Raw genomic sequence first — 15,360 nt, forward strand, 5'->3', positions numbered from 1 at the left:
GCACTTCTCCCCGTATAGGACGGGGAGAAGGGGCTGGCCGCGGCGTTGGCGTCCTCTTGAGACGCTGGCGATTGGCGAAATCGGCGGCCGGAGCTTCCCTCTCCCCGTCACTATACGGGGAGAGGATGCCGGCAGGCAGGTGAGGGGCGGCGCCGACGCTGGTCAGTTAACGGCGAGACGGAATTCCAGCCTGAAGCGGTTGTCCCGAGACGGCCACCCGTTCCGAGCGGGGCCGGAACAATGGAATCCCTCACCCCTCCAGCACTTCCTTCTTTGCCACGGTGGAATCGGCGTTGAGCTTGTAGATCACCGGCACGCCGGTGCCGAGCTCCAGCTTGACGATCTCTTCGCCCGACTTGCCGTCCAGCGCCATGATCAGCGCCCGCAGCGAATTGCCGTGCGCGGCGACCAGCACCGTCTCGCCGCGCAGCACATGCGGCTGCACGTCGTGCAGGTAATAGGGCCAGACACGCGCGCCGGTGTCCTTCAGGCTTTCGCCGCCGGGAGGCGATACGTCGTAGGAGCGGCGCCAGATGTGCACCTGCTCCTCGCCCCACTTCTTGCGCGCGTCATCCTTGTTGAGGCCGGAGAGATCGCCATAGTCGCGTTCGTTGAGCGCCTGGTCGCGGACGGTCTCGAGCTTGCTTTGGCCGACCACGTTGAGAATGTGCTGGCAGGTCTTCTGCGCCCGCTTCAGCGCCGAGGTGTAAGCGATGTCGAATTTCAGCCCGCGCGCCTTGAGCTTCTCGCCGGCGGCAAGCGCCTCCGCATTGCCCTGGTCGGTGAGGTCGACATCGCGCCAGCCGGTGAACAGGTTCTTCAGGTTCCATTCGCTCTGGCCGTGGCGCACGAGCACGAGAGTTCCCGACATGTTTGCTCCTGATACGTGGTTGGATTTGAGCAGTTCCAGGAAAAGTGTGTAGCGGTTTTCAGCCCGGAATTGCGGAAGAAAAGCAGAAAAAACCGCCTCAGCCCAGGCCGAGCACGTCCCGCATGGAATAGAGGCCCGGCTTCTTGCCTCGGCCCCAGAGCGCCGCCTTGACCGCGCCGCGGGCAAAGATCGCCCGGTCCTCGGCCTGGTGGGCGAGCGTGATGCGCTCGCCGGTGCCGGCCAGGATCACGCTGTGCTCGCCGACCACCGACCCGCCGCGCAAGCTGGCGAAGCCGATCGTGCCGGCCTTGCGGACGCCGGTATGGCCGTCGCGCACACGCACGCTGTTGTCATTGAGCGCGATCTCTCGTCCTTTGGCCGCCGCTCCGCCGAGCAGCAGCGCCGTGCCGGACGGCGCGTCGACCTTGTGCCTGTGGTGCATCTCCAGGATCTCGATGTCGAAATCCTGCGCATCGAGCGCGCGCGCCGCCTGCTCCACCAGCACCGCCAAAAGATTGACGCCGAGGCTCATATTGCCGGATTTGATGATGGTCGCGTGGCGCGCCGCCGCGGCGATCTTCGCATCGTCATCGGCCGAACAGCCGGTCGTGCCGATGACATGGACGATGCGCGCCTGCGCGGCATAGCCGGCGAATTCGACGCTTGCGCCCGGGGCCGTGAAATCGAGCACGCCGTCGGCCTTGGCGAAGGCCGGCAGCGGGTCGTCGGCGATCGGCACATTGATGCTGCCGATGCCGGCGAGCTCTCCGGCATCCTTGCCGAGATGCGGTGAACCCGGCCGCTCGACGGCACCGGCAACGCACGCGCCGGGAATGGAGTGGATGGCGCGGATCAGCGTCTGACCCATCCGGCCGGCGGCGCCCACCACCACCAGGCCCATATCGCCCGTTTCGCTCATGCGCTTCTCCCGACGGTCTTCTTCGCGCGCGTGCGCGGCAGAGGAGTTTGGGTTGTCTTGGCGTCATCGACAAGCCCCAGCCCCTTCTTGCCCTGCACCCGGTGGAAGCGGGCATAGACGCTGTGCGGGTCGGCCATCAGCGAGGCGTGTGTGCCTTCCTCAACCAGCCGTCCCTCTTCCAGCACGATGATGCGGTCGGCATTGACCACGGTCGACAGCCGATGCGCAATGACGATGGTGGTGCGGCCTTCCATGATATGGGTGAGCGCTTCCTGGACGCGCGCTTCGGCCTCGTTGTCGAGCGCCGACGTAGCCTCGTCGAGCAGCAGGATCGGCGCCTGGCGCACGATGGCACGGGCGATCGAGACGCGCTGGCGCTGACCGCCGGAAAGCGTCGAGCCGCCTTCGCCGACCGGCGTGTCGTAGCCTTGCGGCTGCTGGCGGATGAACTCGTCGGCGGCGGCCTGTTTCGCCGCCTGCTCGATCTCCGCGTCGGTGGCCGAGAGCCGGCCGTAGCGAATGTTGTCGCGGATCGTGCCTTCGAAGAGATACGGCGCCTGCGAGACATAGGCGATCGATTGGCGCAGCGAGCGCTTCGTCACCTTCGAGATGTCCTGGCCGTCCACCTCGATGCTGCCCTCGTCGACGTCATAGAAGCGCTGCAAGAGCGCCACCAGCGTCGACTTGCCGGCGCCCGAAGCGCCGACGATCGCCGTCACCTTGCCGGCGGCGGCGGTAAAGCTCAGATCCCTCAGCACCGGCATGTCGGCGCTATAGCCGAACGTCACATTGTTGAAGGTCACTTCGCCGGAAATGATCTTCGCTTGGGCGGCGTCGGGCGCGTCGCTTTGTTTCGGCTCGAGGTCGAGCAATTCATAGATCATGCGCGCGTTGACCAGCGCGCGTTCCATCGCCACCTGCATGCGCGCCAGCCGCCGCGCCGGATCATAGGCCAAGATCAGCGCGGTGATGAAGGAAAAGACCGCGCCGGGCGGCTGACCGAGATACAATGCCCGATAGCCGGAATAAGCGATGACGGCGGTCACGGCGAGGCCGGCCAGCATGTCCGAAATCGGCGACAGCCGCTCGGAGACGCGGGCGATCTTGTTGCTGCGCTGCTCGGCCGTATCGGCCATGCTGCCGATGCGGCGCTTAAGCTCGTCCTCCAGGGTGAAGGCCTTGACGATGGCGATGCCTTGGGTGGCCTCCTGCACCGACCCGCTCAGCCGAGAATTGATCAGCACGGATTCCCGATTGATCTTGCGCACCCGGCGCGTGATGTAGACGACGGCCCAGATCAGCGGCGGCCCGATCAGCAGCGAGCTCAGCGACAACACCGGATCCTGGTAGACCATGAGGCCGACCAGGCCGACCAGCGTCACCGCGTCGCGAGTGATCGAAATCAATGTCAGCGACAGCAGATCGCGGATGCCGCCGATATTCTCGTCCAGCTGCGCCGCCAATCGGCCCGAGCGCGTGTCGTTGAAGAAATTGACGCCGAGCTTCATCAGTTGGTCGAAGCTGCGCTTCTGGTAGCGGGCGACCAGATTGTTGCCGATCGTGGCCAGCATCACCGCCTGGCCGTAGCCGGCGAAGCCGCGCACGAGGAAGGCGGCCATGAAGCCGGCGCAAATCCACCAGACGGCGTCGCTGCTCCGCTCGTAGAATATCTGATTGACCATCGGCGCCATGACCCAGGCCGAGAAGGCGGTCGCGCCGGAAACCAATAACGAGCAGACGATGACGATCGCGTAGGACCAGCGATGGTCATAGCCGTTCTCGGCGATGATACGACGCAGTACCGCCGTGACCTCGCCGGGCCGGGCCTTTAGCTTGTTTGGATTTTGAAATGTCAAATCGGCAGCGCTTCGTGGGTTCTCGTCAAAGGTCAGGGAGCATTTCGGCACCCTCTTAGCGCCCCGGCTACGGCTTGCCTATGGCGAAACTTCGTCGCGGTGGCCGATTGCCATCCCGAACCCGGGCGCGCTCATGCCCGCCAGTGCCGTCCGGCGGTCTGAACGCCGAACAGCGACGGGGTTCTGGCATAGGCGGCGAGCCCGAGCAGCGCCGCCAGCGGGTGGGTGATGACATAGACCGGCATCGTACGCATCAGCGCGCTGTGCGGCGCCTTGTCCTCGAATGCGGCGCGGAAATTGCCGGCTTTCAATGCCGGCACGATTTTTTGCGCGATGCCGCCGGTCAGGAACACGCCGCCACGACTCATGAACACCAGCGCGAGATCGCCCGCGGTGCGGCCGAGGCAGGTGACGAACAGTTCCAGCGCTTCCTGTGCCACCGGATCGGATTTGGCGAGCGCGGCCGCGGTAACTGCCGCCGGCGTCGTGAAAGGCGTCGGCTTTTCGTCGGCCCTGGCCACCGCGCGATAGACATTGACCAGTCCGCGGCCGCACAGGATCTGCTCGCCGGAGATGCGACCCTCGAGCTTTTCGATATGCGGAAACACTTCGAAGTCGCGTGGCGTGCGCGGGCCGATATCCATATGCCCGCCCTCGCCCGGCACCGGTATCCAGCGGCGCAGCGCGTAGATCAGCCCCGCGACGCCGAGCCCCGTCCCCGGGCCGAGCACAACCCGGCCGGCATTCGGCTCCGGCGTCCCGCCGCCGATCTTTTCCATATGCTCTTCGCCCAGCGCCACCACCGCCAACGCCTGCGCCTCGAAATCGTTGAGCACGACGATCTCGCTCAAGCCCAGATTGGCAAACATCTGGTGCGGCTTGACCACCCAGGGGCAGTTGGTCAGCCGGATCTCGTCGCCGTCGACCGGCCCGGCCACCGCCAGCACCGCCGAATGCGGCTGGATCGACGAGCGGTCGAGCACCGCCGCCTGGATCGCCTCGTCGATCGTCTTGAAATTGGCCGTCTGGACGATTTGCGGCTCGGTCGCTTCCGAATTGGCGTCGAGCACGATCGAGAAACGCGCATTGGTGCCGCCGATATCACCGATCAGGACCGGAAACCGCAGCGCTGTATCGTCTTCGCCAACCATGCTTTTTGTCCCGTTCGTTCCCGCTCCGTCGCTGACTAGCGCATGGTCCTGCAAAGGGAAAGCGGCTTCGGCGCCTATCTCGAGCGTCGGCGCCGCCCCTCACCTGCCTGCCGGCATCCTCTCCCCGTCGCCAATGGTTTCGCCAATCGCCAGCTTCGCAAGAAGAAAGCCCGCATTGCGGGCAGCCAGGCGGATGAGGGGCGCCGCCGGCCTCGACCATCTGGACGCCGTGGCGTGGCCTCAGTTCCCCGGCCTTGGCCGGGGCACTGGAATGCCGATTTTGGGCGTCGGCGCAAAGGAGCTCGCCGCCGCCGGCAGCGTCGCCGCATCGCTGGAGATCGTCTCCGCCGGCTCGGTCGCTTTCGATTTGGCCGCCGCCACCGCTGCCGCGCCGTCGCCCTGATAGGTGACCGCTTCCAGAGAAGGCGCGTCCGGCGCTGCAAGCACCGCCTGGCACTCCTTCGGCAAATTGGCCATGGTCATCAGATCGCGCGCTTTCGGCGCATCCGGGTTCTTGTTGGGCCGCCACGGCTCCTCGGTGAACCACCAGGCAAGCGGTTTGCCGCAGCCGTCATCGGCCGGCGTCGCCTCCTGCGCCTTGCAGCCAGGCGAGCCGGCCTGGCAGCCGATACGCATGTGGAAATGATAGTCATGGCCCCAGAACGGCCGGATCTTGCGCAGCCAGGAGCGATCGCCAGTGACCGTGTCGCAAAGTTTCTTCTTGATGCCCGGATTGACCAGGATGCGCTCGACCTCAGGGTAGCTCGCCGCACGCTTCAAAAGCCGCGTATGGGACGGCGTCCACAGCGCGTCCTTCACCAGATGCGTCTTCTCGTCGACCATCAGCGTCGCGCTCATGCTCTCGCGCTGCGCCATGGTCAGCGGCCGCCGCGGCATCGGCGTCAGCCAGATGTCGGCATCGAGGCCGATCTGGTGCGAGGCATGGCCGGTCGTCATCGGGCCGCCGCGCGGCTGCGAGACATCGCCGACCAGCAGCCCCGGCCAGCCATCCGCCTGGGCGTCTCGAGCGAGCTTCTCGATCAGCGCAATCATCGCCGGATGGCCCCAGCGGCGGTTTCGCGAGGGGCGCATCACCTCCCAGCTCGGCCCGTCCACCGGCAAGGCGACGCCGCCGGTGAAGCAGCCTCTTGAGTAAAAGCCGAACGATTGCGCGTGCGCCACCGCCGGCAGCTTCTTGGCGCCGAACAGGTCTTTTGCGCGCGGTTCGGCCGAGATCGCGGCCGCCGCCAGCCCGGCTAAGGTCACCAGGGCAAGCGCGGCGGTCAGGAACAGCTTCCTGTCGGGCAGCGGTCGCAACGTCATCAGGTCGGGTCCCCTCTCCAGTGGCGCGACGCAATCTCGGGCGGCATGCTAAAACATGTCTCCCGAAAGTGGGACCCGGTTTCGGGACAAAGACATGCATAAAATCAAACCTGGAGCGCACGAAGCGGATCCGAAAGATTCGCGACGCAGTTCAGGCGCGAATCATATCACGCCATGCACGTCGCTTCGCTCACGAGCGTTTCATCGGACTGCGCGGCTGTCCGTCTCGCCAGTTGCCGTCGGCCCACATCCGCTCCAGCGCCACCCGGTAATTCGGCAAACGAAAGCTGTAGCCGGCCGCTTTGATCGCGGCGTTGGCGACGCGCTTGTTCTCGCCGTAGAAGGACCGCGCCATGGGCGAAAGTTGCGCCGTCTCGAAGGGAATTTCCGGCGGCGCCTCCACGCCCATCACCCCGGCGGCGTAGGCGACGACATCCTGCGGCGGCGCCGGCTCGTCGTCGGTGACATTGAAGATGCCGCCGCGGTTCCTATCGGCCAGGTGCCACAGGGCCCCGGCGATGTCGTCGCAATGGATGCGGTTGAAGACCTGGCCGGGCTTGACCAGGCGCCTCGCGGTGCCGTCCTCGAGATTGACCAGTGCGTTGCGGCCCGGGCCGTAAATGCCGGAAAGCCGCAGGATCGCTATCGGCTTTCCGATTTCCCGCCCAAGAGCCAGCCATTCCTGTTCGGCCGCCACCCGCATTACCGAGCGCTTCGAAACCGGCCTGCACTCGGCGCTCTCGTCCACCCAGGCGCCGCCATGGTCGCCGTAGACGCCGACGGTGGAAAGATAGCCGATCCATTGGAGCGCCGGCATCTTGGCCCGGATCGCCTCGCCGACCGCATTGAGCACCGGATCGCCCGCTTCGTCCGGGGCGACCGAGACGATGAGATGTGTTGTGTGCCGAAGCGCGTCGCTGATTTCCGCCGTCAACGAACCGTCGAAGCTTGACGGCTCGATGCCCGCCTCTCGCAAGGCCTCGAACTTTCCCGGCGATCGCGTCGTCCCACGGATCGGCGCGCCATCTTCATTGGCTCTCGCAAAAGCCTTGCCGGAATAGCCGGCGCCGAAAATGAAGAAGCGTCTCTCGCCCATCAATTAAATCCTCTTCTTCAATGGTCCTTTGCGGGAACCGGCAGCGCTGACAGCCATTCCTCGCGCACCGTTGCATCGCCTTCGGCCTGCAAGGCCGATGCGGCGAGCTCCGCAAAATCGCGCCGCGGCATCAGTCGCGATAGCGCCCATACTGCCGCACCCCGCACCAGCGGTGAGCCGTCGTCGATTAGGCCGCGCGCGACCGGCGTCAGCGAAGCATCGTCCGAATTGCCGGCGGCGATCAGCGCGTTGCGGATGAAACGGTCGCGGCCGATGCGCTTGATCGGCGAGCCCGAGAAAAAGGAGCGGAACGTCGCATCGTCGAGCAACAGCAGCTCCGACAGCCGCGGCTCGCGCAGATCTTCGCGAGCGGCAAGCTTGGCCTCGGCGGCGACGCTGGCGAATTTGTTCCACGGACACACGGCGAGGCAGTCGTCGCAGCCATAGATGCGGTTGCCGATCGCCTCGCGAAATTCGCGCGGGATCGGTCCCTTGTTCTCGATGGTGAGGTAGGAGATGCAACGCCGCGCATCGAGCCGGTAGGGCGCCGGGAAGGCATCGGTTGGGCAGATGTCGAGGCAGGCGCGGCAGGAGCCGCAATGGTCGATCTCGGCTTTGTCCGGCTCAAGCTCGGCCGTGGTGAAGATGGTGCCGAGGAACAGCCATGAGCCATGCTCGCGGCTCACCAGGTTGGTGTGCTTGCCCTGCCAGCCCAACCCCGCGGCTTCGGCAAGCGGCTTTTCCATCACCGGCGCCGTGTCGACGAAGACCTTCACGTCGCCGCCGGCCCGCGCGACGATCTTGCCCGCGATTTCCTTCAGCCGACCTTTCATCACGTCGTGATAGTCGCGATTTTGCGCGTAGACCGAGATCGCACCGCGATCGTGTTTGTCGAGGACATCGCGCGGATCCCGGTCCGGACCGTAGTTCATGGCGAGCACTATGATCGAACGCACTTCCGGCCACAGCGTCGAAGGCTCGGCACGCCGCCCGATCGTCTCGGCGATCCAGTCCATCGAGCCGTGAAATCCCTCGGCGACAAACTCGGCCAGGCGCGCGGGAGCCAGCGGGATCGCGTCCGGCCGGGTGACGGCAACGGCGTCGAAGCCGGCGCGGCGCGCCTCCGCGTCGATCAGCGCGCGCAGCTTCGTCGTGTCAGAAATCGAGGTCCGCATAATGCGATACCGGCGACAGGCCGCGCACGCGATCGGTGAGCAGCGGCCGGAACGACGGCCGTGATTTCACGCGAGTATACCATTCGCGCGCCGCCGCGTGCTCGCGCCAGTCGATCTCGCCGAGATAGTCGAGCACGGAAAGCGTCGCGGCCGCGGCGAGGTCGGCATAGGTCACCTTGTTGCCGGCCAGCCAATGACGCGTGCCCGCCAGCCAGTTGGTGTATTTCATGTGCTGGCGGATGTTGGCGCGCGCGGCGCGGATTGCGCCCGAATCGGGTGAGCCGCCGCCCGCCGTCTCCGGCATCACCGGCTTCAGCACCCGCTCGCGCACCAGATGGCGGGTGACCTCGCTTTCGGCCTTGCTGAGATACCAGTCGGTCAGTCGCCGGATTTCGGCGCGCTGCATCGGGTCCTCGGCAAACAGCCGCCTGTCGCGCTTCAGCACCCCGCGTGTCTCGTCAAGATATTCGGCAATGACCATGGCGCCGACGATTGGCACATCGCCTTCGGCCAGCAGGATCGGCAGCGTGCCGGCCGGATTGAGCGCCAGAAACTCCTTGCGCCGGGTCCAGGGTTTCTCCTCGATCAAGGCCAGCTCCTCGCCATACTCGCCAAAGGCGAGGCGGACGAACCGGCAGGTGGCGAACATCGGGTGGTGAAAAAGCGTCAGCATGGTTCCGCGATGATAGGGCGCACTGGCAAATTGGTGTGAGCGCCGGTAAGTCTTGGCGGCCCGATTCCAGGGACTGTCATGTGTTGCGACCTATAGGGGCACTTCCGCGCCATGACAAGCAAGCCCTTCCCCTTAGCCGTCACTCGAAGCAGAGGTTGCCATGGAAAGCCAGACCATCGTCGAAGCGCTGCTGCTTGGTCTGATCGAGGGCCTGACCGAATTCATCCCGGTCTCCTCGACCGGCCACATCCTGCTCGCCGGCCATTTCCTCGGCTTCCATTCGACCGGCAAGGCCTTCGAGATCCTGATCCAGCTCGGCGCGATTCTTGCGATCTTGAGCGTCTATTTCCGCCGCCTCTGCAAGATGCTGCTCGAACTGCCGCATGACCGGCTGACAAGGCATTTCGCCATCGGCATCCTCATCGCCTTCCTGCCGGCGGCGGTCATCGGCGCGTTGGCGCATGACTTCATCAAGACCTTCCTGTTCGAATCGCCGCGCCTGATCTGCATCATGCTGGTCATCGGCGGCGTGGTGCTGCTCGCCGTCGACCGCATGAACCTGAAGCCCGTCTACCGCGACGTCGAGCGCTTTCCGACCAGGCTTTACCTGCAGATCGGCCTGTTCCAGTGCCTGTCGCTGATACCCGGCACCTCGCGCTCCGGCTCGACCATCGTCGGCGCGCTGCTCTTGGGCGTCGACAAGCGCGCGGCGGCGGAGTTTTCCTTCTTCCTCGCCATGCCGACCATGGTCGGGGCCTTCGCCTTCGATCTGTTCAAGAACCGCAACGTGCTGACCTCGGCCGACCTGCCGATCATTGCCGTCGGCTTCATCGCCGCCTTCGTCACCGCGCTCTTCGTGGTGCGCTTCCTGCTCGATTACGTCTCGCGCAGGGGCTATTCACTGTTCGGCTGGTGGCGGCTGGTGGTTGGCGGGCTCGGACTGGTGGCGCTGATGATCTGGGGGTGAGCTTACCCTCCCATGAGTTGGGAGGGTGAGCCCCTCAATTCCGCCCATAAAACGCATTCTCGACATGCACTGGCCAGCGCCAGGGCATCACCGCCACCATGTCGAAGCGCACCGACAGCCGGCCATAGTCCGGCTGGCGCGACAGCCAGAGGTCGGCGGCACCCTCGATGCGCCGTTCCGAGGCGTGGGCGATCGCTTCCATCGCCTCCATCAGCGTGCGCCGCGCCTTGACCTCGACGAACAGCACCAGGTCGCCGCGCCTGGCGATCAGGTCGATCTCGCCGAGCTTTGTGCGATGGCGGCGCGCAAGGATGCGATAGCCCTTCAGCATCAGCGCCAACGCCGCCAGCCATTCGCCGCGATGGCCGCGCCGATAGGCTTTTCGCCGATGACCGACGGTGCGCTCAGCCACCGCCGTCCGCCTTCAGCTCGATCAGCCGGCGATAGAGCGCCTGTTTCTGGCCGCCGGTCATCTTCGCCGCTTCCGCCGCCGCCTTGGAGGCCGGCATTTCGGCGGCTAAAGACAACAGCAGCCGGTCGATGTCGGCCGGCTGGTCCTCGGCCGCCTCCGGCGGGCCGACGCAGACCACGATTTCGCCCTTGGGCGTCTCGGCCGCCGCGTGGTGATCGGCGAGCTCTCCGAGCGTTCCCGTTCGCATCTCCTCGAACGCCTTGGTGAGCTCGCGGCCAATCGCCGCTTTGCGCGCTCCGCCAAGCGCTTGCGCCATCGCAGCAAGCGTCTCGGCCAGCCGGCGCGGCGATTCATAGAAGATGAGCGTCGCCGGCACCTGCCTGAAGCTTTCGAGCTTGGTGAGCCTCTGGCCCGCCTTGGCCGGCAAGAAGCCGGCGAACAGAAAGGTGTCGGAAGGCAGGCCGGAAGCGGTCAGCGCGGCAAGCGCCGCCGACGGTCCGGGCACCGGAATAACGCGGATGCCGCGCTCCAGCGCCTCGCCGACCAGCCGGTAGCCGGGATCGGAAACCAGCGGCGTGCCGGCATCCGAGATCAGCGCCACGCTTTGTCCGGCAGCGAGCGACTCGATCAGCTTCGGCCCGGCCTCGGCTGCATTGTGCTCGTGATAGGCCGTGGTGCGCCGGCGAATGCCGTAGCGTTCGAGCAGCACGCGCGAGACGCGGGTGTCCTCGCAGGCAACGATGTCGGCGCCGGCCAGCGTCTCCAGCGCACGCAGCGTGACATCGGCGAGATTGCCAATCGGCGTCGCCACCAGATAGAGCGCCGGCTCCAGCGGCCGCGCCGCAATTTCGGTCTGCCCGATTACATAGCTGCGTTTGTCGCCGGTCAATTGAGGCCCTCCCCACGCGCCACTGTTTGCCACGGCTGATCTGCGGTTGCAAAACGTGATGGCGATGCAAGGGAATCGCCATGCCTTTGCCACGATGCGGAACCAAACCGGATAAGGCGGATTTTACCCCTGATTCCCGAGGAGGAGGACAGGATGGACAGCCTGATCATTCAAGACGCTTTCACGCCCTATTATTCGGGCTGCAAGCGCTTTGCCGGATCGGAGAAGGTTGCCGGTTCGGAGGATCGGGAACCCTCCGCCAGGACAAAGGACAAGGAAGCGATGAAGCCGCTTCCAAGCCCCGCGGTTCAAGACGCCTCGACCGAAACCGAAAGCACGACGGAGCACTGACCGGACGATGCCCAATCGCTTCGACATTTTCATCACACGACTCGAAAGCAAGACCGCCCGCGAGGGCATTCCTTCCCATCCGATCGCCGCCCAGCACGGGAACCGCCGCGACAAGACCGATCTGAAGCAGGGCCGTTCCGGCGACGCGCATGCGGAAAAGGATCGCGGGAAGCAGCGTCAGAAGCACGACGCCTAGAGCAGCTGCGACCCTTCGCGATCTCTCGCCTCATCCCAGGCGGAGCGAGGAGCGAAGCGCCATGCTTGGCGCCTGACGCCATTCAGCCCAGATAGTTAGTGACCCTTCGCCTCGAGCAGCCGCACCAGTTCCGGATCCATGAACGCATAGTTGTCCGGGATGTCGAGGCAGATCACCCGTGCCCGGATCAGGCTTGACCGGAACTTCTTCTGCAGCTTGACGCGATGCGCCTTCTCCATGACGAAGATGATCTCGGCCCACGCGACCAGTTCATGCGTCAGCGGGTTGTCCGCGTCGTGATTGGTGCCGGCCGATGCGACCTCGAGGTCGCGGCGCCTGGAAAACACCTGCTCGGCGGTGGGGCTGCGCAGGCGGTTCTGGCTGCAGACGAAGAGAACCTTTTTCACCGCGCGAGGTCTGCCACCACCGCATCGAGCACGATCATGCCGGCGGTCGTGGCGCGGAGGCGGGCGTTGCCGACCGGCGCCACCAGCCCCTCTTCCTGCAGCACCGACAATCGGTCGCTCGCCAGACTACGCCCGGCAAGCGTCTCGTAGCGCTGGAGGTCGATGCCTTCGGCCAGCCGCAGCCCCATCAATAGGAACTCGTCGGCTTCTTCGGCGCGCGTCAGCACCTCGCCGCCGGTGACGCCATGGCCCCTGGCTTCGACCAGGTTGGCCCAGGTCTCAGGCATCTTTTCCGCGACCGTCACGGTACGGCGGCCGTTCTCGACGAAGCGGCCATGCGCGCCGGGTCCGACGCCGACATATTCGCCGTAGCGCCAATAAGTCAGGTTGTGCCGGCTTTCCGCGCCCGGCCGCGCGTGGTTGGAGATTTCGTAGGCCGGAAGCCCGTGCGCCGCGGTCACCTCCTGCGTCAGCGCGTAGAGGTCGGCGGCATGGTCGTTGTCGGGCAGGACGAATTTTCGCGCTGAGTGGAGTGCATGGAACGGCGTGCCCTCCTCGATCGTGAGCTGATAGAGCGACAGGTGGTCGGCGGCGTGCCCGATCGCTTCCTCAAGCTCTAAAGCCCAAGCCTCCGGCGTCTGGCCGGGCCGCGCATAGATCAGGTCGAAGGAGAGCCGCGGAAAGATTTCCCGCGCCAGCCCGATGGCGTGCAGCGCCTCCTCGACATTGTGCAGCCGGCCGAGGAAGCGCAGGTCCTTGTCGTTCAGCGCCTGCACGCCGAGCGAGACACGGTTGACGCCGGCCGCCCGATAACCGCGGAAGCGCTCCGCCTCGACCGAGGACGGGTTGGCCTCCAGCGTCACCTCGATCCCGGCAGGCACCGTCCAGTTCTTCGCTACGGCTTCCAGAACCGCTGACACCGTTTCCGGCTTCATCAGCGACGGCGTGCCGCCGCCGAGGAAGACGCTGGTCACCTCGCGCGGCCCGGTGCGGGCGCGCATCGTCTTGAGCTCCGTCTCGAAGGCCCGCGCAAAACGCTCGTGGTCGACCGGCTGGTGGCGAACGTGGCTGTTGAAGTCGCAGTAAGGGCATTTGGCCGCGCAGAACGGCCAATGGATATAGACGCCGAAGCCGGGGCTGCGGTCGAGCGGCATGGTCTGGCCTGTTCCGATCATTTTGACCTGAGCCGCGCCAGATCCAGCCGCGCCAAATCCAAGCGGGCCTGGGCAAACTTCTGGAAGGCGCGGGCGCGGTGCGACAGGGCTGTTGCCTGGCCGGGCTTCCAGCCATGCTTTTGCTCGGCGCTCATCTCGCCAAAAGTCTTGGCGAAGCCGTTGGGCAGGAACACCGGATCGTAGCCGAAGCCGAGCGTGCCGCGCGGCGGCCAGACCAGCGTGCCTTCGGCCTCGCCGCGGTAATATTCGGCCTCGCCATCGGGAAAGGCGAGGCAGATGACGGCGACGAAACGGCCGGTGCGCTGCGCCGGCTCGGTCGCGCCGACCTCCTGCAGCGCCACTTCGGTGCGCTGCATGGCCATGCCGAAATCGCGTGTGCCGTCCGCCGTCTCGGCCCAGTTGGCGGTGTAGACGCCGGGCGCCCCGTCGAGCGCGTCGACGCAGAGCCCCGAATCGTCCGACAGCGCCGGCAGGCCGGTGGCCTTGGCGGCGGCATAGGCCTTGATATAGGCATTCTCCTCGAAGGTCGTGCCGGTCTCGTCCGGTTCCGGCAGGCCGTAATCCTTGGCCGACTTCGCCTCGAAGCCGAACGGGGCCATCAAGTCGGCGAATTCGCGCAGCTTGCCTTCATTGTGGCTGGCGACGACGATCTTTTGTCCGTTCAAAGAATGCATTCAGAGACCCCAGATCCTTGGTTCGGCGAACTCGATCGAATTGCCCGAAGGGTCGCGGATATAGATCGAATGTCCGCCCTGCGGCCACTCGAAATCGCTTTCGATGGCGATGTTCTTGGCCGCCAAATGCTTGCGCCATTGGGCGATCTGGGCCGCAGTCGCGGTGAAGCAAAGATGCCCTTCGCCGACCGTGCCGTGCGGCGGCACCTTCAGCCTGGCGTCGGGCGCCGGCGGAATTTTCGTCGCCTCGGCATTGAAGATGAGCAGCACGCCGTTGCCGCAGCGGAAGAAGACGTGGCGACCTTCGACCTTGCCCAGCGGATCCAGGCCGAGGATGTCGCGGTAGAAGGCTTCGGCAGCGGTTAGATCTGTGACGTAGAGCGCGGATTCCAGAATCGCGGAGGGAGTCACGAAGCACCCCCCTCTGCCCTGTCGGGCAGATGGCCGGCAGGCCAGAGGGGGATGCGAAGGATCGTCGACCTCATCGGTGACCCTACGCCACCGCCATCTGCTGCAGGCTGACCAGCCGAGAAATACCCTTCTTGGCCAGTCCCATCAGTGCCGAAAACTGCTCTTCGGAGAAGGGCTCGCCTTCCGCCGTGCCCTGGATCTCGACGATGCCGCCCTTGCCGGTCATGACGAAATTGGCGTCGGTGCCAGCCGAGGAATCCTCGAGATAATCGAGATCGATGACCGGCTGTCCGTCATGGATGCCGCAGGAGATCGCCGCGACATGGTCCTTGAGCACCTTGGAAACGCTGGCCATCTGGCGCGCTTCCATCCAGCGCAGGCAGTCATAGAGCGCCACCCAGCCGCCGGTGATCGAGGCGGTGCGGGTGCCGCCGTCGGCCTGGATAACGTCGCAGTCGACGGTGATCTGCTGTTCGCCCAGCGCCTGCAGGTCGACAACGGCGCGCAACGAACGACCGATCAGCCGCTGGATCTCCAGCGTGCGGCCGCCCTGCTTGCCGGCGGAAGCCTCGCGGCGCATCCGCTCGCCCGTCGAGCGCGGCAGCATGCCGTATTCGGCCGTAACCCAGCCCTTGCCGGAATTGCGCATCCAGGCCGGCACCTTTTCCTCCAGGCTCGCCGTGCACAGCACATGCGTGTCGCCGAACTTCACCAGGCACGAGCCTTCGGCATGCTTGGAGACGCCGCGCTCGAAGGAGATGGCGCGCATTTCGTCGGGCTGGCGTTTGGAGGGGCGCATTCGGCCTTCTTTCCT

The 15,360-nt window shown here is 65.6% G+C and carries 18 protein-coding genes; 3 read left to right on the forward strand and 15 right to left on the reverse strand.

The window, feature by feature from the left end:
* Nucleotides 1-250 precede the first annotated feature (250 nt).
* From EOD29_RS18620 to EOD29_RS18655, 8 genes are all read right to left on the reverse strand, one after another.
* Nucleotides 251-871, reverse strand: coding sequence for a 2,3-bisphosphoglycerate-dependent phosphoglycerate mutase (locus tag EOD29_RS18620; RefSeq protein WP_127247409.1), 621 nt, complete (start codon nucleotides 869-871; stop codon nucleotides 251-253).
* A 97-nt stretch (nucleotides 872-968) separates the two neighbouring features.
* Nucleotides 969-1,790 carry a 4-hydroxy-tetrahydrodipicolinate reductase gene (gene dapB, locus EOD29_RS18625; RefSeq protein WP_095799539.1) on the reverse strand — a complete coding sequence of 274 codons (822 nt, stop codon included), beginning with the start codon at nucleotides 1,788-1,790 and terminating at the stop codon, nucleotides 969-971.
* Nucleotides 1,787-3,646: an ABC transporter ATP-binding protein gene (locus EOD29_RS18630; RefSeq protein WP_127247410.1), complete on the reverse strand. Its 1,860-nt coding sequence runs from the start codon at nucleotides 3,644-3,646 to the stop codon at nucleotides 1,787-1,789. The genes dapB and EOD29_RS18630 overlap by 4 nt, the downstream gene beginning before the upstream one ends.
* 131 nt (nucleotides 3,647-3,777) lie before the next feature.
* Entirely contained in the window at nucleotides 3,778-4,797 is a 1,020-nt protein-coding gene (locus tag EOD29_RS18635; protein WP_127247411.1) for a glucokinase, read from the reverse strand.
* 240 nt (nucleotides 4,798-5,037) lie between these two features.
* A complete protein-coding gene (gene mepA, locus EOD29_RS18640) occupies nucleotides 5,038-6,120 on the reverse strand; it encodes a penicillin-insensitive murein endopeptidase (protein ID WP_164763783.1) in 1,083 nt (360 codons plus the stop codon).
* Nucleotides 6,121-6,310: 190 nt separating this feature from the next.
* Entirely contained in the window at nucleotides 6,311-7,216 is a 906-nt protein-coding gene (locus EOD29_RS18645; RefSeq protein ID WP_127247413.1) for an SDR family oxidoreductase, read from the reverse strand.
* 17 nt (nucleotides 7,217-7,233) lie between these two features.
* Complete coding sequence (gene queG, locus EOD29_RS18650; RefSeq protein WP_067003221.1) at nucleotides 7,234-8,391, reverse strand: tRNA epoxyqueuosine(34) reductase QueG; 1,158 nt, start codon at nucleotides 8,389-8,391, stop codon at nucleotides 7,234-7,236.
* The gene (locus EOD29_RS18655) at nucleotides 8,372-9,064 is read right to left on the reverse strand and encodes a glutathione S-transferase family protein (RefSeq protein WP_067003220.1); all 693 of its coding nucleotides are present in this window, start codon (nucleotides 9,062-9,064) and stop codon (nucleotides 8,372-8,374) included. The genes queG and EOD29_RS18655 overlap by 20 nt, the downstream gene beginning before the upstream one ends.
* A gap of 160 nt (nucleotides 9,065-9,224) precedes the next feature.
* On the opposite strand from EOD29_RS18655, the gene EOD29_RS18660 reads away from it, so the two are divergent.
* A complete protein-coding gene (locus EOD29_RS18660) occupies nucleotides 9,225-10,031 on the forward strand; it encodes an undecaprenyl-diphosphate phosphatase (protein ID WP_127247414.1) in 807 nt (268 codons plus the stop codon).
* Between the two features lie 34 nt (nucleotides 10,032-10,065).
* Here the strand turns inward: EOD29_RS18660 and EOD29_RS18665 are convergent, their stop codons facing one another.
* Together EOD29_RS18665 and rsmI are read right to left on the reverse strand one after the other, a co-directional pair.
* The gene (locus EOD29_RS18665; RefSeq protein ID WP_127241505.1) at nucleotides 10,066-10,443 is read right to left on the reverse strand and encodes a YraN family protein; all 378 of its coding nucleotides are present in this window, start codon (nucleotides 10,441-10,443) and stop codon (nucleotides 10,066-10,068) included.
* A complete protein-coding gene (rsmI, locus tag EOD29_RS18670; RefSeq protein ID WP_127247415.1) occupies nucleotides 10,436-11,332 on the reverse strand; it encodes a 16S rRNA (cytidine(1402)-2'-O)-methyltransferase in 897 nt (298 codons plus the stop codon). Before rsmI ends, EOD29_RS18665 begins: the two co-directional genes overlap by 8 nt.
* Before the next feature lie 153 nt (nucleotides 11,333-11,485).
* Between rsmI and EOD29_RS18675 the strand changes: the two genes are divergently transcribed.
* On the forward strand, nucleotides 11,486-11,683 hold the full coding sequence (locus tag EOD29_RS18675) for a hypothetical protein (RefSeq protein ID WP_067003211.1): 198 nt from the start codon (nucleotides 11,486-11,488) through the stop codon (nucleotides 11,681-11,683).
* Nucleotides 11,684-11,690: 7 nt separating this feature from the next.
* Entirely contained in the window at nucleotides 11,691-11,879 is a 189-nt protein-coding gene (locus tag EOD29_RS18680; RefSeq protein ID WP_067003209.1) for a hypothetical protein, read from the forward strand.
* A 95-nt stretch (nucleotides 11,880-11,974) separates the two neighbouring features.
* Here EOD29_RS18680 and EOD29_RS18685 read toward each other — a convergent pair whose 3' ends face one another.
* The 5 genes from EOD29_RS18685 to rph form a co-directional block, all read right to left on the reverse strand.
* Nucleotides 11,975-12,286, reverse strand: a complete 312-nt coding sequence (locus EOD29_RS18685; protein WP_127247416.1) for a low molecular weight protein tyrosine phosphatase family protein — start codon at nucleotides 12,284-12,286, stop codon at nucleotides 11,975-11,977.
* Complete coding sequence (hemW, locus tag EOD29_RS18690) at nucleotides 12,283-13,461, reverse strand: radical SAM family heme chaperone HemW (protein ID WP_127247417.1); 1,179 nt, start codon at nucleotides 13,459-13,461, stop codon at nucleotides 12,283-12,285. The genes EOD29_RS18685 and hemW overlap by 4 nt, the downstream gene beginning before the upstream one ends.
* The gene (gene rdgB / locus EOD29_RS18695) at nucleotides 13,458-14,135 is read right to left on the reverse strand and encodes an RdgB/HAM1 family non-canonical purine NTP pyrophosphatase (protein ID WP_067323458.1); all 678 of its coding nucleotides are present in this window, start codon (nucleotides 14,133-14,135) and stop codon (nucleotides 13,458-13,460) included. The genes hemW and rdgB overlap by 4 nt, the downstream gene beginning before the upstream one ends.
* Nucleotides 14,136-14,546 carry a VOC family protein gene (locus EOD29_RS18700; protein ID WP_127247418.1) on the reverse strand — a complete coding sequence of 137 codons (411 nt, stop codon included), beginning with the start codon at nucleotides 14,544-14,546 and terminating at the stop codon, nucleotides 14,136-14,138.
* Between the two features lie 82 nt (nucleotides 14,547-14,628).
* Nucleotides 14,629-15,345, reverse strand: coding sequence for a ribonuclease PH (gene rph / locus EOD29_RS18705; protein ID WP_067003199.1), 717 nt, complete (start codon nucleotides 15,343-15,345; stop codon nucleotides 14,629-14,631).
* Nucleotides 15,346-15,360 lie beyond the last annotated feature (15 nt).

Origin of the sequence: Mesorhizobium sp. M1A.T.Ca.IN.004.03.1.1 (assembly GCF_003997555.1) — a bacterium.
GTDB lineage: Bacteria > Pseudomonadota > Alphaproteobacteria > Rhizobiales > Rhizobiaceae > Mesorhizobium.

What these genes read in the sequence shown, in the direction of transcription:
- rph (WP_067003199.1), bottom strand. Translation starts at nt 15,345, where the DNA reads ATGCGCCCCTCCAAACGCCAGCCCGACGAAATGCGCGCCATCTCCTTC.
- queG (WP_067003221.1), bottom strand. Translation starts at nt 8,391, where the DNA reads ATGCGGACCTCGATTTCTGACACGACGAAGCTGCGCGCGCTGATCGAC.
- EOD29_RS18680 (WP_067003209.1), top strand. Translation starts at nt 11,691, where the DNA reads ATGCCCAATCGCTTCGACATTTTCATCACACGACTCGAAAGCAAGACC.
- dapB (WP_095799539.1), bottom strand. Translation starts at nt 1,790, where the DNA reads ATGAGCGAAACGGGCGATATGGGCCTGGTGGTGGTGGGCGCCGCCGGC.
- mepA (WP_164763783.1), bottom strand. Translation starts at nt 6,120, where the DNA reads ATGACGTTGCGACCGCTGCCCGACAGGAAGCTGTTCCTGACCGCCGCG.
- EOD29_RS18635 (WP_127247411.1), bottom strand. Translation starts at nt 4,797, where the DNA reads ATGGTTGGCGAAGACGATACAGCGCTGCGGTTTCCGGTCCTGATCGGT.
- EOD29_RS18645 (WP_127247413.1), bottom strand. Translation starts at nt 7,216, where the DNA reads ATGGGCGAGAGACGCTTCTTCATTTTCGGCGCCGGCTATTCCGGCAAG.
- EOD29_RS18620 (WP_127247409.1), bottom strand. Translation starts at nt 871, where the DNA reads ATGTCGGGAACTCTCGTGCTCGTGCGCCACGGCCAGAGCGAATGGAAC.
- hemW (WP_127247417.1), bottom strand. Translation starts at nt 13,461, where the DNA reads ATGATCGGAACAGGCCAGACCATGCCGCTCGACCGCAGCCCCGGCTTC.
- rdgB (WP_067323458.1), bottom strand. Translation starts at nt 14,135, where the DNA reads ATGCATTCTTTGAACGGACAAAAGATCGTCGTCGCCAGCCACAATGAA.
- EOD29_RS18655 (WP_067003220.1), bottom strand. Translation starts at nt 9,064, where the DNA reads ATGCTGACGCTTTTTCACCACCCGATGTTCGCCACCTGCCGGTTCGTC.
- EOD29_RS18675 (WP_067003211.1), top strand. Translation starts at nt 11,486, where the DNA reads ATGGACAGCCTGATCATTCAAGACGCTTTCACGCCCTATTATTCGGGC.
- EOD29_RS18660 (WP_127247414.1), top strand. Translation starts at nt 9,225, where the DNA reads ATGGAAAGCCAGACCATCGTCGAAGCGCTGCTGCTTGGTCTGATCGAG.